Below are 24,372 nucleotides of genomic sequence, written 5' to 3'. Positions count from 1 at the left end.
ACGGGCTCTACGGTGGACGGTCGCTGGGCGCGGGACACCTGGGCGTGGGCCTGGAGGTGGGCTTCCCCTTCGTGTCCGCCCGGGCCGTGTACGGCGTCCTGCCGCGCCTGGACCTGGGGCTGGGCGTGGACAGCGTCTACGGCCTGATGATCGAGCCGCGCGCCAGCGCACGCTTCACCGCCCTGGACAGCCCGCGCGCCAGCCTGGCCGTCGTGGTGGACGGGGGGCATGCGTTCTTCCTGCGCCCTCCGGAGACGGAGGAGAAGGGCGCGCGCTACCTGAGCGGCCGGCGCGACTGGAACGTGGCCCCGGGCCTCGTGTTCTCCTTCCAGGGCGAGGGGCCGCGCTCGATACGACCGTACATGGACCTGCGGTGCCTGGTGTCCTTCGACACGCATCCCACCCAGTCCAGCCCCCTGGGTGGCCTGCCGCCCGAGCTGAAGGTGGACGCGGCCGTGCTCGTGCGGCTGGGCGCGGAGTTTCCCGTGGGGGAGAAGACGTCCTACGCTGTCTCGCTCGGCGCCGACTTCCGCAGCCGCGCCACGGACGCGGAGGTCATGCCCACGCTGTCCATGGGCGTGGTGTCGACGTTGTTCTAGAACCCCCTCCCTCTCGACCCGAGGTCCTCATGCGCGGCAGTGTCATCGGTTCAGGCTCGTTCGGTACGGCGCTCGCGAACGTGCTCGCGGTCAACTGCGAGGAGGTCCGGCTGTGGGGCCGTGAGCCCGGCACCGTGGAGGCCATCAACACCCAGCACGAGAACCCCACCTACCTGAAGGGCATCCCCATCTCCGAGCGCGTGCGCGCCACCACGGACCTGGAGGAGGCGCTGACGGGCGCGGAGATGGTGGTGCTCGCCACGCCCAGCCACGCCACCCGCGAGGTGCTCGCGCGCGCGAAGCCGTTCCTGCCCAAGGGCGTGCCCCTCATCACCGTGTCCAAGGGCATCGAGAACGAAACGCTCCTCACCATGACGGAGCTGATGGAGGACTGCCTGCCGGAGGAGTTCCACCCGTACGTCGCGGTGCTCTCCGGCCCCAGCTTCGCCAAGGAGCTGGCGCGGCGCATGCCCACGGTGGTGACCATCGCGTCGCACTGGGACAAGGTGGCGCAGCGCTGCCAGAAGGCGCTGCAGACGGACACCTTCCGCTCGTACACGTCCACGGACGTCGTGGGCGTGCAGTACGGCGGCGCGCTCAAGAACGTCATCGCCATCGCCGCGGGCATGGCGGACGGTCTGGGCATGGGCCACAACGCGCGTGCGGCCATCATCACGCGCGGGCTCGCGGAAATTACCCGGCTCGCGGTGAGGAAGGGCGCCAACCCGCTGACGCTGTCCGGCCTGTCCGGCATGGGCGACCTGGTGCTCACGTGCACGGGCGAGCTCAGCCGCAACCGCCACGTGGGCATGGAGCTGGGCAAGGGCCGCAAGCTGCCGGACATCCTCGCGGACATGAAGGAGGTCGCTGAAGGCGTGAAGACGGCCAAGAGCGCGCGCGACCTGTCGCTCAAGACGGGCGTGGAGCTGCCCATCTGCCATCAGGTCTACCTGATTGCCTACGAGGGCAAGAACGCGAAGAACGCGGTGGTGGACCTGATGACGCGTCAGCCGAAGTCGGAGCTGTCGGGCGTCTGAAGGCCCCCGGGCGTCCAGGCCGCGCTGCCTGTTAGTAGCGGCGCGGCTTGGCTTCCGGGCTGGCGCCGCGCACGCGCCACACGGTGAGCCGCTCGGAGTTGGTGTGGCTCATCACCAGCCCCTCCGTCTGCATCTCCTCCAGCAGGCGGTTCGTCTTGAGCCGGTCCAACCCGATGGTCTTGCCCAGCAGGTCGCCGGGCATGCCGCTCAGCTGGCGCCGCAGCTCGTTGATGATGGCGCGCTTGAACTCGTTCTTCTGCAGGCCGTCCAGGTCCTGCGTCCGCCACGCGGAGAGGATGCCCCAGGCGATGAGCAGCAGCGTCACCACGGCGATGACCGGGTAGACGATGTGGCTGTTCCTCTCCAGCAGCTCGATGTAGCCGGTGGTGATGGACGAGACGGGCCGCTCGTAGTCCGGCCCGGAGTCCTGTCCGGGCAGGCCTTCAATCTGGGCCGTCAACAAGGGGAGGAGCTGGTTCAGCGCGGGCATCAAGGCCCCCCGACTCTACGGGGAGCCCTCCGCGCCGGCAACCCGCCCCACTCCCCCGGGGCGCCTAGACGACGCCAATGGACTCGGACGCACCCTCGGCGAACAGGGTGGTGTCGGCCTTGGCGAGCAGCGTCGCCAGGCCCTCGCGCTTCGCGGCGCTGATGGCCACGCCGCCCCGGGTGCGCAGGAGCATCTCCACCTCGTCCGCCGGCAGGAGGTCCGCCTTGTTCCAGACCATCAGGCGCGGCTTCTCCATCAGGCCCAGCGAGTTGAGGATCTTCTCCACCGCCTCCACCTGGTCGTCGCGCGCGGGGTCGCCCGCGTCCACCACGTGCAAGAGGAGGCTTGCGTCGTACAGCTCCTCCAGCGTGGCGCGGAAGGCGGCCACCAGGTCCTTGGGCAGGTCCCGGATGAAGCCCACCGTGTCGGTGATGATGACCTCGCGCTCCCGTGGGAAGCGCAGCCGGCGGCTCGTGGGATCCAACGTGGCGAACAGCTTGTCCTCCGCCAGCACCTCCGCGTTGGTGATGGCGTTGAGCAGCGTGGACTTGCCCGCGTTGGTGTAGCCCACGATGGAGATGACCGGCACCTCGCGCCGGTTGCGCTGCGCGCGGCGCACGCTGCGCTCGCGGCTGATGAGGTCGATGCGCTTCTCCAGATTCGTGATGCGCTCGCGCACGCGGCGACGGTCGATTTCCAGCTTCGTCTCGCCAGGGCCGCGGCCACCCACGCCACCACCCATGAGCCGGCTGAGCGAGTCGTCACCCTGCACCAGCCGGGGCAGCCGGTACTTCTGCTGCGCCAGCTCCACCTGGAGCTTGCCCTCGGACGTCTGCGCCCGCTGGGCGAAGATGTCGAGGATGAGCTGGGTGCGATCCAACACCTTGAGGCTCGTCGCCTCTCCAATGTGGCGCCCCTGCGACGGGGTGAGGTCCTTGTCGAAGATGAGCAGGTCCACCATGGACTGCATGGAGCGCAGGTTCAGGTCGTCCAGCTTGCCCCGGCCGATGAGGTAGCGCGGATCCGCTTCCCGCCGCACCTGGAGCACGCTGTCCATCACCTCCACGCCCGCGGTGCGCGCCAGCTCCTTCAGCTCCGCCAGCGAGGACTCCGCCCGCGCGCGGTCGCCGTCCAGGCACACCGCCACCAGGATGGCCCTCTCACGCCCGGACACCGTGCGCGCGGCCGCCTTGCGGTTGAGCTCCTCCTCCAGCGCGTCCAGCGTCGCCAGCAGGTCCGGCTGCTCGCCGTGCACGTTGGGCAGCTTGTACACCTGCCAGAACTCGCCCGTGCCGTTCTCCGGCACCAGGTGCGCGTAGTGCAGCACCCCGGGCAGGCCCTCGTTGCCCACGCCCACGGCGGCCACGCAGTCCAGGCGCAGCAGCGCCAGGTCCGTGAGGTCGTCCTTCGTCAGGGGTTCGCTCTTCAAATGCGTGTGGACCAGCCGCAGGCCACGCAGACGGATCTGCCCGGCGCGCGCACGGCCGATGTCCGGCAGCTCCAGCTTGTGGGCATTACCCACCACCACGTGCTCGATGTCGCCCTTGCGGTTGATGAGGACGCCCACCTGCCGGTTGAGCTCGTGCGACAGCTCGGTGAGGTGACGGGCGAGCTCCGCGGACACGATTTCGCGCGGGTCCACGCGGCGGCGGAAGGTGTTGCGCAGCCGCTGCTGCTCACTCGACTTGAGACCCAAGGTGTTGCCGAAGATTTCCTTCAAACCGTTTCTCCTGGCACGGACGACAGGCCCGCGCCGTTTCCAATGCGTTGGATGGACCTGGAGCCTTCGGGTTTCATGACAAAGCCACCTTCATTTGAACCGCTGCGAATACAGATGAACACCCGGGCTTCGCGCGTCCTTTCCATTTCCGGCCTACGCTGCCCGCCGTGACTGATTCCGCACGCAATGCCCTGCGCGGGGCCCGCCGCGTGGTGGTGAAGATTGGAACCAACGCGCTGACGAGCGCCACGGGCCGCTTCAACCGCGCCCACTTCGAGGCCCTGGGCCAGGACCTGCTGTGGGCCGCGGAAGGGCGGGAGCTGGTGGTGGTGTCGAGCGGCGCCATCGCGCTGGGCATGGAGCGGCTGGGGCTGCCCGCGCGGCCCCGGGACATCCCCGGCAAGCAGGCGTGCGCGGCGGTGGGGCAGAGCCGGCTGATGCAGGCGTACGAGGAGGCCTTCGGCCACGCGGCCCGCACGGTGGCGCAGGTGCTGCTCACCCACGAGGACGTGCAGGAGCGCCGCCGCTACCTCAACGTGAAGCACACCCTGGACCGGCTGCTGGCCGCGGGCGTGGTGCCGGTCATCAACGAGAACGACACCGTGTCGGTGGACGAGCTGAAGTTCGGCGACAACGACACGCTGGCGAGCCTGGTGGCCGGCGTGGTGGAGGCGGACGCGCTGGTGCTCCTGTCCGACGTGGAGGGGCTCTACACCGCCGACCCGCGCCGCGACGCGGGCGCCCGCCTGATGGCCTCCGTCGCGAGCGTCACCCCGGAGGTCCTGGCCCTGGCGGGCGACACCGCCAGCGACGTGGGCACCGGCGGCATGGCCTCCAAGGTCCGCGCCGCCGCGCGCGCCGCGGAGCTGGGCATCCCGTGCGTCATCACCTCTGGCGCGGTGCCCGGCCGCCTGAGGGGCGTGCTCCAGGGCGAGCCCCTGGGCACGCTCTTCGAGCCCGCGGGCAGCCGCCGCAGCGCCCGCACCGCGTGGATTGCCCACGCCCTGCGGCCCCGGGGCCGGCTGGTGGTGGACGCGGGCGCGCGGGAGGCCATCGTCGCCGGCAAGCGCAGCCTGCTGCCCAGCGGCGTGACGGGCGTGGAAGGGGAGTTCAGCCGGGGCGACCCGGTGGATCTGGCGGATGCCTCCGGGGCGGTCTTCGCCCGGGGCCTCTCCACCTACGACGCCAACGAGCTGCGGCGCATCACCGGACGGCGCAGCGCGGACATTGAAGCGGTGCTGGGCTACCGCTACCTGGACGAGGCCGTGCACCGCGACGACCTGGCGGTGCTGTAGCGGTGGGCGGGGTGGCCGCAGGCGGGGCGCCTACATGGAGCTGGAGACGGACTGCACCGTGCCCGGCGCCTCGTCCGTGAGCTGCATCAGCGCGCGGAACTCCGGAGAGTCCACCTTCATCAGGAGCAGCGAAACCTCAAGCTCCCCCGGCACGCGGCCGAGCTGGAACTTGCGCTCCTGGCCGTGCAGCAGGGCGAGCTGCGAGTGGCCCTGGCCTTCCGGAAGCGACAGGTCCAGCTCCAGCTGGAACGAGTTGCCCTCGCCGCGCGGCGTCAGCACCAGCCGGTAGTCCGGCACCAGGGCGCCCGGACGGCGGCGCTCGGCGCGCAGCGTGCGGCCGGCCTCCCCGAGCAGCTTGGGCTGGGCGATGAGGCGGCCGTCGCGGCGGACCTCCAGCGCGAAGTAGAGCGGTTCGGAGCGCGCCTGCGCGGGCGTGGAGACGAAGGCCAGCAGCACCAACGCCAGCCCGGGCAGCCATGTCTTCAGCAGGGAGGTGCGGTCCATGGTTGAGCCCTCGTCAAAGCATCCGTCCGCCGCGTCGGCCCCACGGCAGCCAACGGACCCGGGTGGATCCATTGACGCTTCGCACTCAATTCGACAATGACCAAGGAATAACCCAGACGCGCCCCGAGTGCGAGCCCCACGCCCCCGGTTGTCTGCTGGCTGGCGGACGAAACAGGGGGTACATGGCGTTACCTGCTTGCCTGTTCAGGTGGGGGCGGCTATCCCCCCTGGAGGGGCCCGGCCGCCTCCGCTGTTCCTTCTCCTGTCCCCCCAGGCCACTGCCCTCCCACCCTGGATGTCCCGGGTCGCTTGATCTCCCGGGTCCTGTCCGCCATCGTGACCGATCTTCTGAATGGACCGCACGGAACGCATCCTTGATCTCGTGGCACTGCTGCTCGACGCGCGGGAACCCATCTCGTGGGCCGAACTGCGCGAGCACTTCCCCGCCGACTACGGCGGTTCGGATGACGCCGCGGAGCGCAAGTTCGAGCGCGACAAGGCGGAGCTCGTCGAGCTGGGCTTCCCCCTGAGCTACGTGCAGGGCGACGACGAGCGGCGCGACGGCTACCTCGTCGACCGCGACGTCTACTACCTGCCGGAGGCCGACCTCACGAAGGAGGAGCTGGCCGTCCTCTACGCCGCCGGGTCCGCCGCGCTGGCCTCGGGCGCCTTCCCGGGCCGCGACGACCTGGCGCACGCGCTGCGCAAGATTGGCTTCTTCGCCGGCGAATCGCTGCCCACCCCGCGCGTGCGCATGGAGCTGGGCACCGGCCAGGAGGGCCAGGAGAAGGAGGTCTCCGCCCGCCTGGAGCAGCTCTGGGAGGCGTGCTCCACCCACAAGTGGGTGCACATCGTCTACGGCAGCCCGAAGCAGTCCGGGCCGACGGAGCGGCGCGTGGACCCGTACGGGCTGGCGCTGCGGCGCGGCGTGTGGACGCTGGTGGGCTACTGCCACCTGCGCCAGGGGCTGCGCACCTTCCACGTCCACCGCATCCGCGACCTGAAGGTGAACACCGCCCGGCCGCGCACGCCGGACTTCGAGGTGCCCGCCGACTTCTCGCTCGACGCGCACGTGGCGTACTTCCCGTGGCAGTACCGCTTCCATGCGCCCATGGAGGTGGCCTTGAGGCTGTCGGGGCCGCTGGCCTCGCGCGCGGGCTCGCTGTTCCCCGGCGCGGTGCTGGAGCCGGTGGAGGAGGGCGTCACGCGGGCGCGCTTCCCGGTGACGTTCGTGGACGGGCTGATGCGGTTCGTCCTGTCGCTCGGGGCGGACTGCCGGGTGGAGGGGCCTCCGGAGGCGCGCGAGCGCCTGGAGCAGATGGCCGCGCGCATCCTGGAGAAGCACGCGGTGGTGGACGGCAACGGACAGCGGGTGATCGCATGAGCAACGTCCACGAGCGGCTGCGGCGCCTGCTGTTCCTCGTCCCCTACGTGTCCAAGCACCCGGGCGTCACGGTGGAGGCCCTGGCGAAGGCCCTCACCATCAGCCGGGAGGACCTGCTGGAGGAGCTGGACCTGCTCACCTGCGTGGGCCGGCCGCCCTTCAACCCGGACGACTACATCGACATCTACGTGGACAACGACCGCGTCTACGTGGACCTGGATCAGCGCCTGTTCGCGCCGCCCCGGCTGACGGCGGGCGAGGCCGCGGCCCTGGCCGCCGCGGCGGAGTTGCTGCGCCCGGCCACCGGCGACGCGCTCCAGAGCGCCGTGTCCAAGCTGGAGGGCATCATCCCGCCCGCCGCGCGCGAGCGCTTCCGGGACATGTACCGGAAGATCGACGCCACCGCGGAGGCGCCCCTCGCCCTGGGGCCGCTCACCCAGGCCATCCTGGAGCGGCGGGAGGTGACGTTCGGCTACGCCAGCCCCGGCCGCGTCCCGGAGCCGCGCCGGGTGCGCCCCTACGAGCTGCTCAGCAACCGGGGCCAGTGGTACCTCCAGGGCTTCTGCCACACCCGCCAGGACGCGCGCCTGTTCCGCCTGGACCGGATGGAGGACCTGGCCGTCACGGCGACCGCCTTCCAGCCCCCGGCGGACGCCCGCGCGGACGTGCCCAACCCGGCGCGCGGCACCACGGGGGACTCCGTCCGGGTCCGCTTCACGCCCACGGCCGCCCCCTACGTGAAGGAGCGGTTCGGGCAGGACGCCCGCCCGCTCGCTGACGGAGGGGTGGAGGTGCGGGTGGCCGGAGACAGTGAGCGCTGGCTCACGCAGTGGGTGCTATCCTTCGGCGGAGAGGCGGAGGTCTTGGAGCCGGCGAGCGCTCGCGCTGCCGTTGCCCGAGCCGTGCATGCCTCGCTAGGCTCCTAGGACGACATGGCTTTCCAACTGACGATCTCCGAGGGAAAAGACGCTGGCAAGGAGTTCGTCTTCGACCAGGACTCCGTGCTCATCGGTCGCACCTCCGAGTGTGACGTGGTGCTGTACGACCCCGGTGTCTCCCGCCGCCACTGCCGCATCTTCCAGGACGGCGAGGGCTACGCGGTGGAGGACCAGAAGAGCGCCAACGGCACGCTCGTCAACGGCACGGCGGTGCAGAAGCACGCGCTCGTCGACGGGGACTCGGTGACGCTGGGGCCGGTGACGTTCGTGTTCGCGCTCGCGCAGGAGGACTCGCCCACCGGCGAGGACGAAGCGCCCGCGGAGGACGGCGCCAACAGCACGCGCATCGTCTCCATCGACGCCGTGCGCAAGCAGCGCAACAAGGGCGGCTCCGCGCTGGCCCCCGAAGGCGCCGACGAGGAGGACCTGCAGGGCATCCGCGCGGAGTCCACCCGCATGAACATGCGCGCGGTGCGCCGGCCCACCAACACCGCCCAGCGCGCCGCGCCGCAACAGCCCCCGCCCGACGAGGAGGCCCCCGCGGCGCTGGAGCGTCCGGCGCCCGCGCCCCCGCCGGCGCGTCGCACGGGCTCCCAGTCGTCCCGGGCCGTGGCGCGCAGCTCCGCTCCGCGGGCCGGCAGCTCCGCGGGAGGCCTGTCCGCCGCCGACCGCGCCCGCATCCGCCGCGAGACGCCGGGCCTGATGGCCAACCTGCGCCTGTTCTGGGCGGAGGCGAACTCCAAGGTCCGCGCGGGCGTGATGGCCGGCGGCGGCGTGGTGGTGCTGGGCCTCTTCGGCCTGCTGTACTGGCTGGTGCTGGGCGGCGGGGACCAGGTGCAGAAGGGCGAGGAGCCCGTGCGCCTGACGAACCAGCCCATCAACGACTCGTTCGGCCTGGGCGACGACGTCACCTGGAACCGCCCGGACATGAAGGTGTTCGAGTGGGAGTTCATCGCCGCCACGCGCGCGGTGGTCATCCTCCACTACCAGGCGCAGGGCATCTCCAAGGACGAGATCGTGGTGAGCGTCAACGGCGTGGACGTGGGCAAGGTGCCCCCGGACACGCTGGCCAGCCAGGAGCGCTCGCTGGAGCTGATGATCCCGCCCCAGCAGCTGCGCAAGGGCGAGCCCAACCGCATCATCTTCGACAACACCCGCAACCCGCCCGGCGAGGATCCCTGGCGCATCTGGAACGTCTGGGTGGAGCGCGCGCTCTTGCCAGAGGACCTCTCCACGCAGCAGCTGCTCCAGCAGGCCGGCGAGTCCTTCAAGAAGGGCCGCAAGAACTTCGAGACGCCGGACATCGGCGCGCGCAACCGCTACGAGGCGTGGAAGTCCTTCCGCGAGGCGTGGCTGATGCTGGAGGCCCACCCGGACCCCAAGCCGGACCTCTACTTCGAGGCCCAGGAGCGCATGCGCACCGCCCAGCAGGAGCTGGACCGGACGTGCTCCAAGCTGCTGCTGGAGGTGGAGGGCTACTACAACCAGGGCCACTACAAGAAGGCCGCGCTCACGCTGGACCACATGCGCGACTACTTCCCGGAGTACGATCAGCCCTGCGCCACGCGCGCGGAGAACAAGCGCGCGGAATACGGCCTGTAGCAGTCCGCATCCCCGTCCGGTAGCCAACGGTGCAACCCCGCCTGGAAGGCGGGCGGGGCCCGTCCTGGTTGCCGGTCCCCCCTTCCGTTCGCACCCTCAACAGGGTGAGGCGCGAGCAGCGGGGGGAGGAGGTCGGGGTGGAGGAGCGGAGTCCAACGGGGCTGGAGCTGGTGCGGACTCCGAGCCGGAGTCCGGGGCCGGTGCCGGAGCACGGACCGGTGTGGAACCCCGGGGTGTCGCGGCGGCTCCTCGCCCGGTACTACCTGCCCCACCGCCACACCACGCTGCAGGGCAACGCGTGCCGGCTCTTGCGTGACGGCGTGGAGGCCTACCCGGAGATGCTGGAGGCCATCCGCCGCGCGCGCCGCTCCATCCGCCTGGAGACGTACATGTTCGTCACCGACACGGTGGGCGAACTCTTCGGCCAGGCGCTGGCGGAGGCCGCCGAGCGCGGCGTGCACGTGAAGGTCCTCTACGACGCGGTGGGCTCCTGGACCAGCCGCAAGAGCTTCTTCGAAGGGCTGCGCCAGCGCGGCGTGGACGTGCGCGCCTTCAAGCCCTTCAGCCTGGCGCGCGGGCTGCGCTACCTCCTGCGCCGCGACCACCGGAAGATTCTGGTGGTGGACGGCACGGTGGCCTTCACCGGCGGGGTGAACATCGCCGCGCACTGGGCGCCCGAAGGGCAGGGCGTCGCGTGGCGCGACGACGTGCTGCGGATTGAAGGTCCCGCGGTGCACGAGCTGGAGCGCCGCTTCCTCGCGACGTGGCGGATGATGTTCCAGGACCGGCTGAGCCGGCTGCAGCGGCGCATCCGCGGCACCTTCGTGCCGGAGCCCGGCCCCAGGAAGGGCGACGTGGGGCTGGCGGTGCTGTCCAGCCGCCGCAGCATCCACCGCGCCTACCTGCACGCCATCCAGCGCTCGCGCAAGAGCGTGCTCATCGCCGCGGGCTACTTCGTGCCGGACCGGCGCATGGTGTCCGCGCTCAAGGACGCGGCGAGGCGGGGCGTGGAGGTGAGCCTGCTGCTCAACGGCGGCAAGAGCGACCATCCCTTCCTGGAGCACGCCACGCGCGCCTTCTACGAGACGCTGCTGGGCGCCGGCATCCGCATCTTCGAGTGGCAGCGCGGCGTGCTCCACGCCAAGACGGCCGTGGTGGACGGGGTGTGGGGCACCATCGGTTCGTTCAACCTGGAGCGGCTGAGCCTCGCCTTCAACCACGAGGTGAACGCGGTGTTCGCGGACCCCCGGCTGGGGCGGGACCTGGAGGACTCGTTCCGCCTGGACTGCGGCGACTGTCGCGAGGTGGACCTCGCCGCGTTCCGCCGCCGGCCCCTCTGGCAGAAGGCCGTGGAGCGCGTGCTGTATTTCTTCCGCAAGGTCCTCTGAAGCACGGCCGTCATCCCCGGGTTCGAGGCAACCGTCCACCGCGCTCAACGCGGTGCAGGAACCCTTTGCATGCCGGGTGCGACGCGCCTAGAAGTTGCCTCATTCCGGCACGGAAGGACGGCAACGCACATGACGGACAGTTTCGGCACCAAGGGCAAGCTCAAGGTGGGCTCGGCCACCTACGACCTCTTCAGCCTGGCCACCCTGGCGAAGGCCCACCCGGCGGTGAACCGCCTCCCGTTCTCGCTCAAGGTGCTGCTGGAGAACCTGCTGCGCAACGAGGACGGCCGCGTCGTCAAGCGTGAGCACATCGAGAAGATGCTCGCGTGGGACCCCAAGGCCGCGCCGGAGACGGAGATCTCCTTCCACCCCGCGCGCGTGCTGCTCCAGGACTTCACGGGCGTGCCCGCGGTCGTGGACATGGCCGCCATGCGGGAAGCGCTCGCGACCATGGGTGGCGATCCCGCGAAGATCAACCCGCGCAACCCGGCCGACCTCGTCATCGACCACTCGGTGCAGATCGACTCGTTCGCCACCACCGCGGCCTTCCGCGAGAACGCGGAGCTGGAGTTCGAGCGCAACCGCGAACGCTACGCCTTCCTGCGCTGGGGCCAGAGCGCGTTCAAGGGCTTTGGCGTGGTGCCGCCGGACATCGGCATCTGCCACCAGGTGAACCTGGAGTTCCTGGCGCAGGTGACGTTCCGCCAGGGCACCACGGTGTACCCGGACACGCTCGTGGGCACCGACAGCCACACGACGATGATCAACGGCCTGGGCGTGGTGGGCTGGGGCGTGGGCGGCATCGAGGCGGAGGCGGCGCTCCTGGGCCAGCCCATCACGATGCTGATTCCCCAGGTGGTGGGCTTCAAGCTCACCGGCAAGCTGCCCCCGGGCGCGACGGCGACGGACCTGGTGCTCACCGTCACGCAGATGCTCCGCAAGAAGGGCGTCGTCGGCAAGTTCGTGGAGTTCTACGGCAACGGCCTGAAGAACCTGTCGCTGCCGGACCGCGCCACCATCGCGAACATGGCCCCGGAGTACGGCGCCACCATCGGCTTCTTCCCCGTGGACGAGGAGAGCTGCAACTACCTGCGCTTCACCGGCCGCCCGGATGACGTCGTGGCGCTGACGGAGGCGTACGCGAAGGAGCAGGGCCTGTGGCGCACGGACGGCGCGCCGGATCCGCTCTTCACCGACTCGCTGGAGCTGGAGCTGTCCACCGTGGTGCCCAGCCTCGCGGGCCCCAAGCGCCCGCAGGACCGCGTGCCCCTGAAGGACATGAAGGCGGGCTACGAGGCGTCGCTCGTGGAGATGCTGTCCGCCGGCAAGAGCAAGGGCGAGGACGACGAGGGCCCCAAGGGCGGCGCCAAGGCCCCCGCGGCCCCGGTGCCCCCGGAGCGGCTGGCCCAGAGCGTCACCGTGAAGGCCGGCAAGCAGAGCTACCAGGTGGGCCACGGCGCGGTCGTCATCGCGTCCATCACCTCCTGCACCAACACGTCCAACCCGGCCGTGCTGGTGGCCGCGGGCATCCTGGCGAAGAACGCCGTGGAGAAGGGCCTCAAGCCCCAGCCGTGGGTGAAGACGAGCCTCGCCCCCGGCAGCCGCGTCGTCACCGAGTACCTGCGTGACGCAGGGCTTCTGCCCTACCTGGAGGCCGTGGGCTTCCACGTCGTGGGCTACGGCTGCACGACCTGCATCGGCAACTCGGGCCCGCTGCCGGAGGCGGTGTCCAACGCCGTGGTGGAGGGTGACCTGGTGGTGGCCGCGGTGCTGTCGGGCAACCGCAACTTCGAGGGCCGCATCAACCCGCACGTGCGCATGAACTACCTGGCGAGCCCCCCGCTCGTGGTGGCGTACGCGCTGGCCGGTGAAGTGGGCCGCGACCTGAACAACGAGCCGCTGGGCATGGATCCCAACGGCAAGCCGGTGTTCCTCAAGGACATCTGGCCGTCGGACCAGGAGATCCGGGAGACCATCCGCACGGCGGTGAAGCCGGAGCAGTTCCGCAGCCAGTACGCCAACGCGATGGAAGGCGACACGCTGTGGCAGCAGCTCCAGGTGAGCAAGGGCTCCACGTTCCAGTGGGATCCGAAGTCCACCTACGTGCGCAAGCCGCCCTTCTTCGAGAACCTCCCGAAGGAGCCCAAGGCCACGCAGGACATCAAGGGCGCGCGCGTGCTGGCGCTCCTGGGTGACTCCGTGACGACGGACCACATCTCGCCCGCGGGCAACATCGCGAAGACGAGCCCGGCCGCGAAGTACCTGATGGCGGAAGGCGTGGAGCCCAAGGACTTCAACTCCTACGGCGCCCGGCGCGGCAACCACGAGGTGATGGTGCGCGGCACCTTCGCCAACATCCGCCTGAAGAACCTGCTGGTGCCCGGCGTGGAGGGTGGCGTCACGGTGCACATCCCCACCCGTGAGCGGATGAGCATCTACGACGCGTCCATGAAGTACCAGGCGGACGGCATCCCGCTGGTGGTGCTCGCGGGCGCCGAGTACGGCACCGGCTCCAGCCGCGACTGGGCGGCCAAGGGCACGCAGCTGTTGGGCGTGAAGGCCGTCATCGCCAAGAGCTTCGAGCGCATCCACCGCTCCAACCTCGTGGGCATGGGCGTGCTGCCCCTGCAGTTCGAGGCGGGCCAGGACGCGCAGTCGCTGGGGCTCACCGGCCAGGAGACGTTCGAAATCACGGGCGTCGCGGACGGTCTGGCGCCGCAGAAGAAGCTCACCGTGAAGGCCACCGGTGAGAAGGGCCCCATCGAGTTCACGGCGGTGTGCCGCATCGACACGCCCAACGAGCTCGACTACTACCGCAACGGCGGCATCCTCCAGTACGTGCTGCGCCAGCTCGCCAAGGCGTAACGCGCCTTCGTCGTGATGGTTCGCGGCCCGGCCACCCTCGCTTCACGGAGGGTCGCCGGGCCGTCGTCTTTGGGGCGGTTGGGAGCTACTCCGCTCGCAGGCGCGTCCAGGCGGCCACGTAGCGCGACAGGCGCTCGGCGTCCCTGGGCGTGACGGCGGACAGCCGGCGCACGTCCATGTTGTCCTCCAGGTCCGCCAGCTTCACGCGGCGGGCCACGGGGTGGGGCCGCAGCCTTTCGATGAAGGCCTCGTAGGACTCCCCCTCGCGCTTCGTCAGACAGTCCAGCGCGGCGAGGACGTCCTCCGCGTAGCCCAGCCCGCGCAGCCGCTCCAGCGTGTACGGGGTGTCCTCCACCACGTCGTGGAGGATGGCCACGGTGCGCTCGGTGTCGTTGCCCAGGCGCAGCATCACGCGCAGGGGGTGCAGGATGTAGGGCTGGCCAGCCTTGTCGCGCTGGCCCTGGTGCGCGGCCACCGCGAGGGCGATGGCGTCTTCGAGCGTGGGCATGGCGGACAGCTTGTCACGCCCAGCTGCGTGAAGGCTCAGCGGTTCAGGTTGCCGGAGCCGGTGCCGCCCGCCGTCTGCGCGGTGTAGGCCTGGCCGCCGCCGTTGTACTGGAGGATGCCCTCCACGGCGAGGGCGGAGGGGTCCTGCCGGTTGCTGTCACCCCGGCGCGGAATCAGCGTCTCGCTGATGCACATGGCGCCCACCACCACCTGCTGATCATTGTCCCGCGTCCAGTCGGGGGCGAGCGGCTTGAACTCGTCCTCGTTGTCGCGGATGTACAGGTACACGTCGTCCTTGCCGTCCCCGTCCAGGTCCGCGAACAGCGCCGGGTTGGCGGCCTTGATGGCGGTGCGCCCGGTGGCCGCCGTCAGGTCGCGCGGCAGCGCGGGCGTGGGGTTGGTGGGCGACGCGACAGGATCATAGACGGACGGCTGCTTCAGGAAGCTGTCCCACTGGGCGTAGTTGCGGCCGAAGTAGCCGCGCGCCAGCTGGAGGCCGCTCTCCGCGCAGCTCTGTCGCTGACCCACGCGGCTGGAGGACACGGCGCGGGTGCGCTCGCTGCTGGCGTAGGCCATGACGCCCGCCACGAGGCCCAGCAGCACGGTGACGAGCAGCACCACGAGCAGCAGCGTGGCGCCACGGGTGGAACGGGAGGAGGGGCGCGGGGACATGGTGGGGCTCACAGGCTGGCCGAGGCCAGGTTGGGCAGCTCGGCCCGGCGCGAGAAGAGGCTGCGGAAGTAGCCATCCGGGGGGACTGGGGCCGGGGCGTGGTTCTCCACCGCGATGGGCAGGTCCTCGGAGAGCACCGCCTGGTTCTGCGTGTCGCGCCGGGGCGTGCGGCCGGTGGCCACCACGCTGATGCGCACCGAGCGCAGGCCCGGCGTGTACTCGGGCTTGAGCCCGTGCTGGAAGACGTAGCTGGCGGCGTCGCCCGAGTTGGTCGCGTCCACGCCGAAGGCCACCTGGAAGTCCTCCACGAAGTCCTGCAGCACCACCGGGTCCCCCATGTCCATGAAGGGACGGCCCGCGGCGTCGGTGCCAGGCCTGCCCTCCGCGCGCATCAGCGCCTTGCGGCCCGTGGTCGGGTGCGCCCCGATGAAGAAGTGCAGCACCCGCGCGGGATACACCAGGTCCCCGCGCTGGAAGCCGCCCTTGTGGGGCGCGTTGGAGAAGCCCGGCACGCCGGACTCCAGGTAGTTCACCGTGGCGGTGGGCGGACTGCTCGTCACCGACGTCTGGGTGAGCAGCGCGGCGCTCTTCATGTTGCTGGCCACCAGCATGGGGGTGGCCGGAGCGGCCCCGCTGGGGGTGCCCACGCAGTTGACCTGCAGGGCGCCGGTGCCCGGCTGCACCACCGTCATCGCCGCGCCCGGCGCGCAGTCGCGGCCCAGGTAGTTGCGGTCCGGCACCACCAGCCACAGGTCGTCACTGCCGTCGGTGCCGGGCACGTTGCCCGTGGTGGTGGCGGCGAGCTGGCCCGTGCCCGCGCCGTCCCCGCCGAAGATGGGGTTGATGCGCAGGGCCGTGCCCGCGGACACCACCCACAGCCCCTCCGACATGCCCGCCCCGGCCTGCCGCACCGCGGAGAGCAGCTGCTCGCCCGCGAGGCGCGCGTGGTCGTGGCTGTCCGCCACGTGCTCCGTGTTGTGCACCACGCGCCCGCCCGCCAGCAGCAGGGCCGCCGCCGCGCCGAGGATGATGGTCGCGAGCGCCGCGGCCACCATCGTCTCCAGCAGCGTCATGCCGCGCGCCAGGGGATGCCGCCGCGCGGGGGCCTGGGACTCCATCTGACGGCTCATTGGACGAACACCTCGGTGTGGATGAGCGCGCGCTCCAGGCTGTCGCCCTTGCGGAACACGCGCGTCCAGACGGTGAAGGGCTGGGCGCCCGCGGGCACCAGCGCCGCGGAGGCGGCCGGGAGGTCCCGGGGCAGCCCCTGGGTGACGAGGATCTCCCGGCAGTAGACGTCCTTGGGGAGGACGGCGTCCGGGGTGGCGGCCGTGCAGGGCGTGTTGGCGGGCACGCCCGTCGCCGGCTCCACCTGGCCCGTGGGCAGCACGCGGAAGTAGGCGCCGGTGCCCACGTCCGCCGCCACCGGAGGGCTGGGATCCAGCACCCACGGCGCCGTGCCGAACGCGATCTCCGGCGGGAAGGTGGCCGGCCGGACCACGGCCTTGCTCAGGAACTCCGCCTTCGACGCGAGCCACATCCGCTGGATGCGCGACTCCAGCAGCATGCGCCGGCCCTGGAGCACCTGGCCGTCCTTCACGTCGCGCGTGGCGGCCACCATGCCCATCACGGCGCCCACGGCGGCCAGCGCGAGGATGCTCATGGAGATGAGCACCTCCAGCAGGCCGCTGCCCCGCGCGGGGGCGCGGCGGGAGGAGGGGAGGGGGCTCATTCGAAGAACCTCTGGCTCCAGTTGAGCAGCTGGTAGAGCACGCCGTTGCTGCCGTTCACGGAGTCCTTCTTGTTGGGGCTGGAGGCGCCCTCGTTGGACCCGTTGTCAATGCGGGTGACGTGCAGGGCGCTGACCTCCGCGCCCACCACGAAGTCCTGGGACGTGGTGCCGTTGTCGCGGTGGTAGACGGCCACGCCGCCGTAGTTGGCGAGCGTCGTGCCGGGCACGCGCACGGCGGCGGTGCTGGCGGTGGTCGTCGTGTTGCCCAGGTCGATGCTGTAGGTGGCGCCCCGGACGGTCCCGCTCAGGAGCATGGGGTCGTTCACCGACTGCTCCGCGGTGCTGAAGTACGCGGTGCGCCCGGCGATGGTGATGTTGCCGTAGATGTGCTCGGGCGCCCGGAAGACGAGCGGGAAGGGCGCCGGCTCCTGGAGCACGCCGTACTTGTCCGCCTCCGTGTGGGCCGCGCCCGCGGTGATGGCCGAACCGTCCAGCCGCTTGCCGTCCATGCCCAGCGGCAGGCGCAGCTGCTGATCCAACAGCAGCGCGTGCAGGCGGCTGTCCACGGTGTCCGGCACCCAGTCCATGCCGGCGGTGCCCACCAGGGCCACGAGCTTGCCCGGGTAGCCCGCGAAGGCGGAGCCGGCGCTGACCGCCTGGGGAATCCGCGCGAGGCCGACGTTGGTGCTGATGGGCTGGCTCGTGGGCGGCAGGGTGCCGATGTCCATCGCGGGGTACTTGCAGGGGCTGGCCTCCGAGCAGGCGGGGCCCATGCGCGCCACGTTGACGTTCACGCCGGTGGAGGCATCCAGCTCCCACACGCGGCCCTCCATGTCGCCCACGTAGAGGCGCGAGGCGCCGCTCGTGTCCTGCGACACGGTGGGCGCGGCGGGCGCGCTGTTGTCCACGCCGCTCGTGTAGGCCTGCTGCCACTGCCACAGCTTCTGGCCGGTGGCCGCGTCGATGGCGAACACCTGGATGCCCTTGGACGGCGTGCCCGGCGAGTCCGTCACCTCCAGCGCCCCGGAGCTGCTGGAGGCGACGAAGACCGCGTACACCGGCTCCATGCCCAGGCGCCCCACGCCCACGGACAGGCCTCGCGAACCACCCAGCCCGCTGTAGTCATAGAGGCCGCTGGGCTTGCGGCCCGCATCCGCCTTGGGGGGCAGCAGGAAGAGGCTGGTGTCCTCGTCCCAGGTGTACGTCCAGTTCGTGCCGCCCTGGGCGCGGTCCGCCAGCGCCACCACCGAGTGCGGCGCGCTGGCGGTGGGGAAGTGGCTGCCCACCAGGTGCCACAGCAGCACCGGCTTGAGCGGGTGGGTGACGTCCAGGGCGAACAGGTCGCGGCCGGACTGGCCCACGTTGGCCACGAGCACGGTGTGCCACTCGCGCCGGCCGGTGCCCACGAAGTCCGCGAACACGTCGAACACCACGGGCGCGCTGTTCACCCGCGCGGTGTTGTTGCGCAGGCCCGCCAGCTGCGTGGCGGGCAGGAAGCTCCAGAGCTCCGTGCCCGGCGGGGGCGGGCTGCCCTGGCGGAAGAGGCGGGCGTAGTCCGTCTTGAAGCGCGTGGTGGCGTCCTCGTTGGGGAACTGGAGGCCGTTCGCCGGGCCGTCGTAGCTGCTGCCACCGGAGACGTAGAAGGCGTGGAGCTGACCGTCCAGGCCCGCCGCGTAGGCCACCGTCGGGCGGGGGCTGACCTTGTCCGGGATGTTGGCGCTCGCGGGCACGACGACGGGCGAGGAGTGGATGAAGCCGCCCAGGTGCGCGCGGTTGTCCGCGTCGTCGTTGTTGCACTGGCTGTCGGTGGGCTCCAGCACCGGGGTGCCGCTGCCGTCGCGGCGCGTGCTGGTGGCGAAGCAGAAGCCGCGCACGCGCTGGAGCATCTGCGCGACCTCCGGGAAGTCGTTGGCCAGCCGGGTCTTGTTGAGCAGCGCGTCCGTCAGGCCGAAGTCCGAGCCGCCCACCTGCTGCGTGTACTGCGTCGCCTGCTGCAGGTCGCACACGCCGTCCGCGCCGCTCACGAAGTCGAAGCGGAAGGTGCCGTCGCGCGCCGTGGCGCGGCTGAGCATCATCACGTCCACGCAGCCGGGGTTGGGCGCGCTGCCGTAGTTCGCGTTGATGCGGGTGCCGGAGACCTCCTCCGGCTTCCAGCCCACCTGCAGCACCCCGTGCGGCGCGCTGCGGTTGGCGCCCAGCACCGGGTTCACCTTCACCTCGCCGCCGAAGTAGGTGAAGAGGTTGCGGGCGCCCGGCAGGGGCATCCGCGCGTCCGCGTTCCAGAGGGTGCCGTCCGCCAGCGCGTTCTCGCCCGTGCTCAGCGCGTTGCCGCCGATGAGCGAGTGGGCGCGCAGCGTGCCCGGGTAGTAGGGGAACACCCAGTGCGAGCCCTGGGCATACGTGTACGTGTCCACGCCGGGCGGGTAGCCCGACACCGCGTCGTAGGAGGTCTTGAACAGCAGGGCGCGCGAGCCGTTGGTGTCGCTGCCGTTGGTGTCGTCCAGCGTCACCGGGGCGGACACGGTGCGCTCGCTCTGCAGCGGTTCGGAGCCCAGGTTGAGCAGCGTGTTGAGCACGATGCGCGTGCCGGCGACGCTGCCCTTGAAGTCGTGGCCCGCCAGGTAGACGACGGTCGCCTTCTGCGGGTCGTTGTCCTTCTGGTTGAAGGAGAAGAAGTCGTGACCGCGCTTGACGTTCACCGCCACGTCGGTGGCGCTGTCGTAGCGCTCGCCGTTCACGTAGCCCTCCCAGCTCACCGCCAGCCGCCGCACGCCGGGCTTGTAGCTGGCGGCGCGGTAGTTCTCCGTGTGGCCCGCCACGTTGTTGAAGCGGAAGTCACCCATCTGGGAGAAGGGGTCGCCCGGGTTCGGGTAGAGCATGCAGGCCGGCCGGCTGCCGGCGAGGGCCAGGTAGTCCGGGTCCGTGCAGTTGCGGCCGTCCCAGGTGGCGCCTCCGCCCAGCTTGTTGATTTCGAAGTTCGTGTCGCCCTGGAAGCGCGAGCGGGCCATGGGGGTGTTGTCCGGGCGCTTGCTCGTCTCATAGGACCAGATGCTGGCGCACTCGGCGAAGAGGCCGTTGCCGCGTTGGTCCGTGAAGTGGGCGATGTTGTTGAGGACGTTCTCGCGCTGGTTGACGGCGCCGTCGCCGTTGGCGCTGTACTCGGGGCGGGTGCTGTCGCCGATCTGCCAGTGCGGCGCCCAGAACACGCGGTAGCGCGGCTTCTGGGTGGCGGGGTCGATGGCGTTGAGCAGACCGTTCTTGTGCGTCGCGGTGGAGATGAGGTCCGCGTTGGCGTGGAGCGCGTCGTAGATGAGGCCGGGGTTGCCGCCGTTGAGCGTGCAGCCGGAGGTGGTGCCCTGCGGGCAGCCGCCGGCGCCCGGGAAGTCCAGGCCCGCGTTGCGCAGGTAGTCGTCCAGCATGCCGCCCTTCACGTAGGAGCTGTCGCCGGGGTTGTTGTCGTGCCGGTCCAGCAGGGCGATCTTCGGGGGCACGCGGTTGAGGCGCCGGCCAATGGGGGCGTTGAACTCAATGGTGGCCTGGTGCATGCGCACGTAGAAGCAGCCACTGCCGTTGGTGAAGGTGGTGCAGTCGCACGGCGTGCGGAACTTGTTCGGCGCGTCCGGCCCGGCGGAGGAGTTCAGGAAGTCCAGCGCGTGCTTCGCGTCCTTCGCGTCGATGATGAAGCTTGCGCCCATGTACTGGACGTCGCGGAAGCCGCTGGCGGTGTTGAGCGTCGCCTGCGCGAAGTTGGGACGGGCCTGGATGGTGTTGGTGGCGAAGTTCTCGATGTTGCTGGCCGGGAACAGCCCGCTCGCGGGCAGCGGCACCAGCGGGGGCACCTGGACGACGGGCGCCTCGCTCGGGTTGGAGATGTGGAAGTCGCAGCCGTCATTCCAGCTGGGGTCGTTCCACTGGCCGTTGTTCGGCGTGGGCGGCAGGTGCCTGTTGGTGGGCACGCACCGGTTGGGGGAGCGCTTCGCGTCGTCAATGGCCAGGTACACCGTCACCGGGTGCGCCGCGTTGACGCCGCCCGCTTCGTTGGCCTGCAGGAGGCGCCACACCAGCCCGTAGGCCGAAAGGCTGCCGCAGCCCTGCTGGAAGGTGGCCTGCTCCGGGATGATGAGCGAGCCCTGACTGAAGGTGACGATGTCCGTGGCCGATGCGGGCACGGCCACCAGCAGCGCCAGGCCCAACAAGGCGCGCCGCGACGAGGAGGCTCCGAAGAGGGAGTGTGCCAAGGGTTCACCGGGGGTGGGAGACCAGCTACCCCCTGGGGTCGGGGGCACCCTTGAGGTTTGCACACGGTGTGCCCTGGCGATGCGGACCGGCCCTCGGGGGAAGCCCTGGAATTAAACCGTGGGGCTGTGGCCAGGCGGCACCCGCGGCTACGCAAACCTTGCGAGGTGCGCACCGGGCTGCGTAGCAGGAAGTGCCTAGTCCCCGACCCTGCCGCCGCGGCCGGCCTTCTTCTCCGAGGTGCGCTTCTTCTCCTCCAGGCGGCGGCGCTTGGAGCCCGCGGTGGGGCGGGTGGCCTTGCGGACCTTGGGGACGAAGGTGAGGGCCTGCAGGCCCGCGCGCAGCCGGCGCACGGCGGCGTCCTTGTTCTGCGACTGGCTGCGGCGCTCGGTGGCGGTGACGGACAGCTCCGTGGGTGGGTGGCTCAGGCGCACGCCGCTGGCGGTGGTGTTGCGGTGCTGGCCGCCCGGGCCGGAGGCGATGAAGAACTCCACGTCGCAGACCTTCAGCAGGGCCTCGTCATCCAGGGCGAGGGCGGCCCGGGCGGCCTGGCGTCTTGCGGGAGCAACTGGCGTCGTCGGCGTCATGGCGGTCCTCAAAGTAGCGCCGGGGGGACGCTGCCGGTACCGCCTCCCTGACGGGGGCCTCCCATTCCTCGCGGCACGCCCGCCGCCCACCGGCCGGGAGGGGGGGCGGATCCAAGTCCTTCCAGGGGGTTGCCGTGCCGGCAGGCGTGCGTCGCAACGCGGGGGCGCGCCGTGAATCTCCAGGGCAGCAGGAGCCACACCCCATGATCTACGTCCGAACGTCCGAAGCACGAGGCCACGCCCACCACGGCTGGCTCGACTCCCACCACACCTTCTCCTTCTCGGACTACTACGACCCGGACTTCATGGGGTTCCGTTCGCTGCGCGTCATCAACGAGGACACCGTCGCGCCGCGCCGGGGCTTCAGCGAGCACCCGCACCGGGACATGGAGATCCTCACCTACGTGGTGAGCGGCGCCGTGGAGCACCGCGACAGCATGGGCACGCAGGCGGTCATCCGCCCCGGCGAGGTGCAGCGCATGAGCGCGGGCACGGGCGTGCTGCACAGCGAGATGAACCCGCTGGATGAGCCGCTACACCTGTTGCAGATCTGGCTGCTGCCGGAGCGCCAGGGCCTGCCGCCCGGGTACGAGCAGAAGCGCTTCGAGCGCGAGGAGCGGCGCGGCCGGTTCCGCGTGGTGGCGTCGCGCGACGGGCGGGACGGGTCGCTGACGGTGCACCAGGACGTGGTGCTGTCCGCCACGGCGCTGGGCGAGGGCGAGTCGGTGGACTCCTCGCTCGCGCCTGGCCGCCACGCGTGGCTGCAGGTCATCCAGGGCGAGGCCACGCTCAACGGCGTGGCGCTCAAGGCCGGTGACGGCGCGGCGGTGTCGGAGGAGACGGCCCTGGCGTTCGCCGCGAAGGCGCCCACGGAGGCGCTGTTGTTCGACCTGGCCTGAAGGCTAGTAGTTGCGCAGGTTGAACGTGAAGCCGGTGGTGGCGGTGCGGCCGTCCTCGGTCGTGGCCACGAAGCGCGTGATGACGGGGATGAGGCTGAGCGAGCGGTCCGTGTTCACCGCGAGCTCGGCGCTCGTCTGGTCCGCCTCCAGGGTCAGCGGGTCCGCGGTGAGCCGCTGGGTGGGCGACACCAGCGTGATGACGAGCCGCCCGGTGAAGCCCGCCGCGCGCGTCACGGTGACGGTCGTCCTGCCGCGCGCGCCCGGGATGAGGTCCACCTGGCGGGGCGCCACGGCGATGGAGAAGTCCGGCTGGGTGACGGGCGGCTCCAGGAGGGCGATGGCGATGCCGCTGCCGGCGGTGACGTTGTTGGCCGGATCCTCGGCGACGAAGGAGATGCCCCCCACGCCGTAGGCGGTGCTGCTCGGCGCGACGGCGATGGAGAGGGTGGTGTTGACGATGGTCTGTCCCTCGGGGAGGGAGAACTCCGGGCCCACGGTGACGCCCGCGGGCGCCCCCGCCACGCGGATGCGCACCTCCCCCAGGTTGTCCGCGACACGCTGCACGGCGATGTCGTAGGGCACCGTGTCCCCGGGCGTCACCGTCACCGTGTCCGCGCCCCCCCAGTCCAGGCGGTAGTACGGCGTCCCGCTGCCGCAGCCCAGGGCCAGCGCGCAGGCGAGGATGGCGAGACGGGGCAGGGGACGCGACATGGGAGGCTCTCCAGGGTGGCGAAGCGGGGGTCCAGCATGGGCTGGCGACGACAGCACCCGCAAGCGGCACGCGAGGAAGCTGGACGTCAGCGGAACAACGAACAGGCCGCCAGATAAGTCCCGACGTGCGCCTCCAGTGAAGGCGTCAGCGGCTTCGCGTAGCCGCCGCCCAGCGTGAGCACCGCGGGCAGCCCACGCTCGCGCGCCGCGCCCAGCACGCGCAGGTCCCGCTCGCGCAGTCCCGCGTGGGTGAGGGACAGCCGGCCGAGGGTGTCTTCGGCGAGCGGATCCACGCCGGCCTGGAAGAAGAGCAAATCGGCGCGCGAGGACTCCAGGACGTGGGGCAGGTGGGCCTCGAGCGCGGCCAGGTACTCCGCGTCACCTGTCCCGTCGTCCAGCCCCAGGTCCAGGTGCGAGGGCTGCTTGCGGAACGGGAAGTTGTGCTCGCCGTGCATGGAGAAGGTGAAGACGGACGGGTCCCCCGCGAAGATGGCCGCCGTGCCGTTGCCCTGGTGCACGTCCAGGTCCACGACCACCGCGCGGCGGATGACCCCTTCGGCCTGGAGCGCGCGGATGACCACGGCGATGTCGTTGAAGACACAGAAGCCCTCCCCGTGGTCGGGGAAGGCGTGGTGCGTGCCGCCGGCCAGGTTGGCGCCGAAGCCGTCCTCCAACGCGGCGCGGGCGGCGGCCAGCGTGCCGCCCACGGACGCGAGCGCGTTGTCCACGAGCAGGGGGGACCAGGGGAAGCCCAGCCGGCGCAGCTCCGCGTCCGTGAGGGTGCCGCCGAAGAAGGCGTCCAGATAGCGCGCGGTGTGCACGCGCTCCAGGGCGGCCCGGTCCACGAGGGGGGCCTCGAAGAGGGACGCGGGGCAGAGGATGCCCCGCGCGAGCAGGGCTTCGCGCAGCAGGCGGTACTTCTCCATGGGGAAGCGGTGGCCTTCGGGGAGGGGCACGGCGTACCGGTCGGAGTGGAAGACGCGCACGGGACGAGGGGCGTAACGCCGCGCCGTGAGGGGTGCAACCGGGGGCGTAGACCTTCCGGAAGACTCGTCCGTTACAGGAGCAGGCGGCGCGTGCTGCCCGCCCCGCCCATCCGCCATCCGGAGCCCACCATGAACCTGAAGCCTCTCTCTCGGGCCGTCCTGACGGCCCGAGAGAGAGGCTTCAGGTTCATGGTGGGCTCCGGATGGCGGATGGGCGGGG

General features: G+C 71.0%; 20 protein-coding genes. 9 read left to right on the top strand and 11 right to left on the bottom strand.

What is annotated here, in order from left to right; all coding sequences use genetic code 11:
* On the top strand, window positions 1–599 hold a 599-nt coding region (locus D7X12_RS42950), incomplete at its 5' end, for a hypothetical protein (RefSeq protein ID WP_120627093.1).
* Window positions 600–628: 29 nt separating this feature from the next.
* On the top strand, window positions 629–1,636 hold the full coding sequence (locus D7X12_RS21180; protein ID WP_120627092.1) for an NAD(P)H-dependent glycerol-3-phosphate dehydrogenase: 1,008 nt from the start codon (window positions 629–631) through the stop codon (window positions 1,634–1,636).
* A gap of 31 nt (window positions 1,637–1,667) precedes the next feature.
* On the opposite strand, the gene D7X12_RS21175 is transcribed toward D7X12_RS21180, so the two are convergent.
* Both D7X12_RS21175 and hflX read right to left on the bottom strand, forming a co-directional pair.
* Window positions 1,668–2,126 carry a hypothetical protein gene (locus D7X12_RS21175; protein ID WP_439329387.1) on the bottom strand — a complete coding sequence of 153 codons (459 nt, stop codon included), beginning with the start codon at window positions 2,124–2,126 and terminating at the stop codon, window positions 1,668–1,670.
* A 64-nt stretch (window positions 2,127–2,190) separates the two neighbouring features.
* Window positions 2,191–3,846: a GTPase HflX gene (gene hflX, locus D7X12_RS21170; RefSeq protein WP_120627091.1), complete on the bottom strand. Its 1,656-nt coding sequence runs from the start codon at window positions 3,844–3,846 to the stop codon at window positions 2,191–2,193.
* Between the two features lie 167 nt (window positions 3,847–4,013).
* On the opposite strand from hflX, the gene proB reads away from it, so the two are divergent.
* Window positions 4,014–5,141: a glutamate 5-kinase gene (gene proB / locus D7X12_RS21165; protein WP_120627090.1), complete on the top strand. Its 1,128-nt coding sequence runs from the start codon at window positions 4,014–4,016 to the stop codon at window positions 5,139–5,141.
* Window positions 5,142–5,171: 30 nt separating this feature from the next.
* Here proB and D7X12_RS21160 read toward each other — a convergent pair whose 3' ends face one another.
* Window positions 5,172–5,645 carry a hypothetical protein gene (locus D7X12_RS21160; protein WP_208719185.1) on the bottom strand — a complete coding sequence of 158 codons (474 nt, stop codon included), beginning with the start codon at window positions 5,643–5,645 and terminating at the stop codon, window positions 5,172–5,174.
* Window positions 5,646–5,997: 352 nt separating this feature from the next.
* Here D7X12_RS21160 and D7X12_RS21155 point away from each other — a divergent pair, with 352 nt between their 5' ends.
* The 5 genes from D7X12_RS21155 (at window position 5,998) to acnA (ending at window position 13,822) form a co-directional block, all read left to right on the top strand.
* Entirely contained in the window at window positions 5,998–7,029 is a 1,032-nt protein-coding gene (locus tag D7X12_RS21155) for a helix-turn-helix transcriptional regulator (RefSeq protein ID WP_120627088.1), read from the top strand.
* Window positions 7,026–7,955, top strand: a complete 930-nt coding sequence (locus D7X12_RS21150; protein ID WP_120627087.1) for a helix-turn-helix transcriptional regulator — start codon at window positions 7,026–7,028, stop codon at window positions 7,953–7,955. Before D7X12_RS21155 ends, D7X12_RS21150 begins: the two co-directional genes overlap by 4 nt.
* A 6-nt stretch (window positions 7,956–7,961) precedes the next feature.
* Window positions 7,962–9,569: an FHA domain-containing protein gene (locus tag D7X12_RS21145; RefSeq protein ID WP_120627086.1), complete on the top strand. Its 1,608-nt coding sequence runs from the start codon at window positions 7,962–7,964 to the stop codon at window positions 9,567–9,569.
* 137 nt (window positions 9,570–9,706) lie between these two features.
* On the top strand, window positions 9,707–10,957 hold the full coding sequence (locus tag D7X12_RS21140; protein WP_120627085.1) for a phospholipase D-like domain-containing protein: 1,251 nt from the start codon (window positions 9,707–9,709) through the stop codon (window positions 10,955–10,957).
* Window positions 10,958–11,086: 129 nt separating this feature from the next.
* Window positions 11,087–13,822 (top strand): aconitate hydratase AcnA, encoded by a 2,736-nt coding sequence (gene acnA / locus D7X12_RS21135; RefSeq protein WP_120627084.1) that lies wholly within the window; start codon window positions 11,087–11,089, stop codon window positions 13,820–13,822.
* A gap of 85 nt (window positions 13,823–13,907) precedes the next feature.
* Here the strand turns inward: acnA and D7X12_RS21130 are convergent, their stop codons facing one another.
* The 6 genes from D7X12_RS21130 to D7X12_RS21105 all read right to left on the bottom strand — a co-directional run bounded on the left by D7X12_RS21130 (window position 13,908) and on the right by D7X12_RS21105 (window position 21,556).
* Complete coding sequence (locus D7X12_RS21130; RefSeq protein WP_120627083.1) at window positions 13,908–14,330, bottom strand: HD domain-containing protein; 423 nt, start codon at window positions 14,328–14,330, stop codon at window positions 13,908–13,910.
* 35 nt (window positions 14,331–14,365) lie between these two features.
* On the bottom strand, window positions 14,366–15,001 hold the full coding sequence (locus D7X12_RS21125; protein WP_120627082.1) for a hypothetical protein: 636 nt from the start codon (window positions 14,999–15,001) through the stop codon (window positions 14,366–14,368).
* An 8-nt stretch (window positions 15,002–15,009) separates the two neighbouring features.
* The gene (locus D7X12_RS21120; protein WP_244224682.1) at window positions 15,010–16,131 is read right to left on the bottom strand and encodes a PilW family protein; all 1,122 of its coding nucleotides are present in this window, start codon (window positions 16,129–16,131) and stop codon (window positions 15,010–15,012) included.
* A complete protein-coding gene (locus D7X12_RS21115; protein ID WP_120627080.1) occupies window positions 16,128–16,733 on the bottom strand; it encodes a type IV pilus modification PilV family protein in 606 nt (201 codons plus the stop codon). The genes D7X12_RS21120 and D7X12_RS21115 overlap by 4 nt, the downstream gene beginning before the upstream one ends.
* A complete protein-coding gene (locus D7X12_RS21110) occupies window positions 16,730–20,971 on the bottom strand; it encodes a pilus assembly protein (RefSeq protein ID WP_120627079.1) in 4,242 nt (1,413 codons plus the stop codon). The genes D7X12_RS21115 and D7X12_RS21110 overlap by 4 nt, the downstream gene beginning before the upstream one ends.
* Before the next feature lie 195 nt (window positions 20,972–21,166).
* The gene (locus D7X12_RS21105) at window positions 21,167–21,556 is read right to left on the bottom strand and encodes a peptide chain release factor-like protein (RefSeq protein WP_120627078.1); all 390 of its coding nucleotides are present in this window, start codon (window positions 21,554–21,556) and stop codon (window positions 21,167–21,169) included.
* A 203-nt stretch (window positions 21,557–21,759) separates the two neighbouring features.
* Here D7X12_RS21105 and D7X12_RS21100 point away from each other — a divergent pair, with 203 nt between their 5' ends.
* Complete coding sequence (locus D7X12_RS21100) at window positions 21,760–22,455, top strand: pirin family protein (RefSeq protein ID WP_120627077.1); 696 nt, start codon at window positions 21,760–21,762, stop codon at window positions 22,453–22,455.
* A 3-nt stretch (window positions 22,456–22,458) separates the two neighbouring features.
* Here D7X12_RS21100 and D7X12_RS21095 read toward each other — a convergent pair whose 3' ends face one another.
* Window positions 22,459–23,166, bottom strand: coding sequence for a hypothetical protein (locus tag D7X12_RS21095; protein WP_120627076.1), 708 nt, complete (start codon window positions 23,164–23,166; stop codon window positions 22,459–22,461).
* An 86-nt stretch (window positions 23,167–23,252) separates the two neighbouring features.
* Window positions 23,253–24,152 (bottom strand): histone deacetylase family protein, encoded by a 900-nt coding sequence (locus tag D7X12_RS21090; RefSeq protein ID WP_120627075.1) that lies wholly within the window; start codon window positions 24,150–24,152, stop codon window positions 23,253–23,255.
* Window positions 24,153–24,372 lie beyond the last annotated feature (220 nt).

It is taken from the genome of Corallococcus sicarius, assembly GCF_003611735.1.
GTDB lineage: Bacteria > Myxococcota > Myxococcia > Myxococcales > Myxococcaceae > Corallococcus > Corallococcus sicarius.
Note: the sequence above shows the minus strand (reverse complement) of the source record. Positions and strands in the feature narration are given on the sequence as shown.

Bases quoted from the DNA above. Each gene is read 5' to 3' on its own strand.
- D7X12_RS21180 (WP_120627092.1), top strand. From the start codon at position 629: ATGCGCGGCAGTGTCATCGGTTCAGGCTCGTTCGGTACGGCGCTCGCG.
- D7X12_RS21175 (WP_439329387.1), bottom strand. From the start codon at position 2,126: ATGCCCGCGCTGAACCAGCTCCTCCCCTTGTTGACGGCCCAGATTGAA.
- D7X12_RS21160 (WP_208719185.1), bottom strand. From the start codon at position 5,645: ATGGACCGCACCTCCCTGCTGAAGACATGGCTGCCCGGGCTGGCGTTG.
- D7X12_RS21155 (WP_120627088.1), top strand. From the start codon at position 5,998: ATGGACCGCACGGAACGCATCCTTGATCTCGTGGCACTGCTGCTCGAC.
- D7X12_RS21150 (WP_120627087.1), top strand. From the start codon at position 7,026: ATGAGCAACGTCCACGAGCGGCTGCGGCGCCTGCTGTTCCTCGTCCCC.
- D7X12_RS21145 (WP_120627086.1), top strand. From the start codon at position 7,962: ATGGCTTTCCAACTGACGATCTCCGAGGGAAAAGACGCTGGCAAGGAG.
- acnA (WP_120627084.1), top strand. From the start codon at position 11,087: ATGACGGACAGTTTCGGCACCAAGGGCAAGCTCAAGGTGGGCTCGGCC.
- D7X12_RS21130 (WP_120627083.1), bottom strand. From the start codon at position 14,330: ATGCCCACGCTCGAAGACGCCATCGCCCTCGCGGTGGCCGCGCACCAG.
- D7X12_RS21125 (WP_120627082.1), bottom strand. From the start codon at position 15,001: ATGTCCCCGCGCCCCTCCTCCCGTTCCACCCGTGGCGCCACGCTGCTG.
- D7X12_RS21120 (WP_244224682.1), bottom strand. From the start codon at position 16,131: ATGAGCCGTCAGATGGAGTCCCAGGCCCCCGCGCGGCGGCATCCCCTG.
- D7X12_RS21115 (WP_120627080.1), bottom strand. From the start codon at position 16,733: ATGAGCCCCCTCCCCTCCTCCCGCCGCGCCCCCGCGCGGGGCAGCGGC.
- D7X12_RS21105 (WP_120627078.1), bottom strand. From the start codon at position 21,556: ATGACGCCGACGACGCCAGTTGCTCCCGCAAGACGCCAGGCCGCCCGG.
- D7X12_RS21100 (WP_120627077.1), top strand. From the start codon at position 21,760: ATGATCTACGTCCGAACGTCCGAAGCACGAGGCCACGCCCACCACGGC.
- D7X12_RS21095 (WP_120627076.1), bottom strand. From the start codon at position 23,166: ATGTCGCGTCCCCTGCCCCGTCTCGCCATCCTCGCCTGCGCGCTGGCC.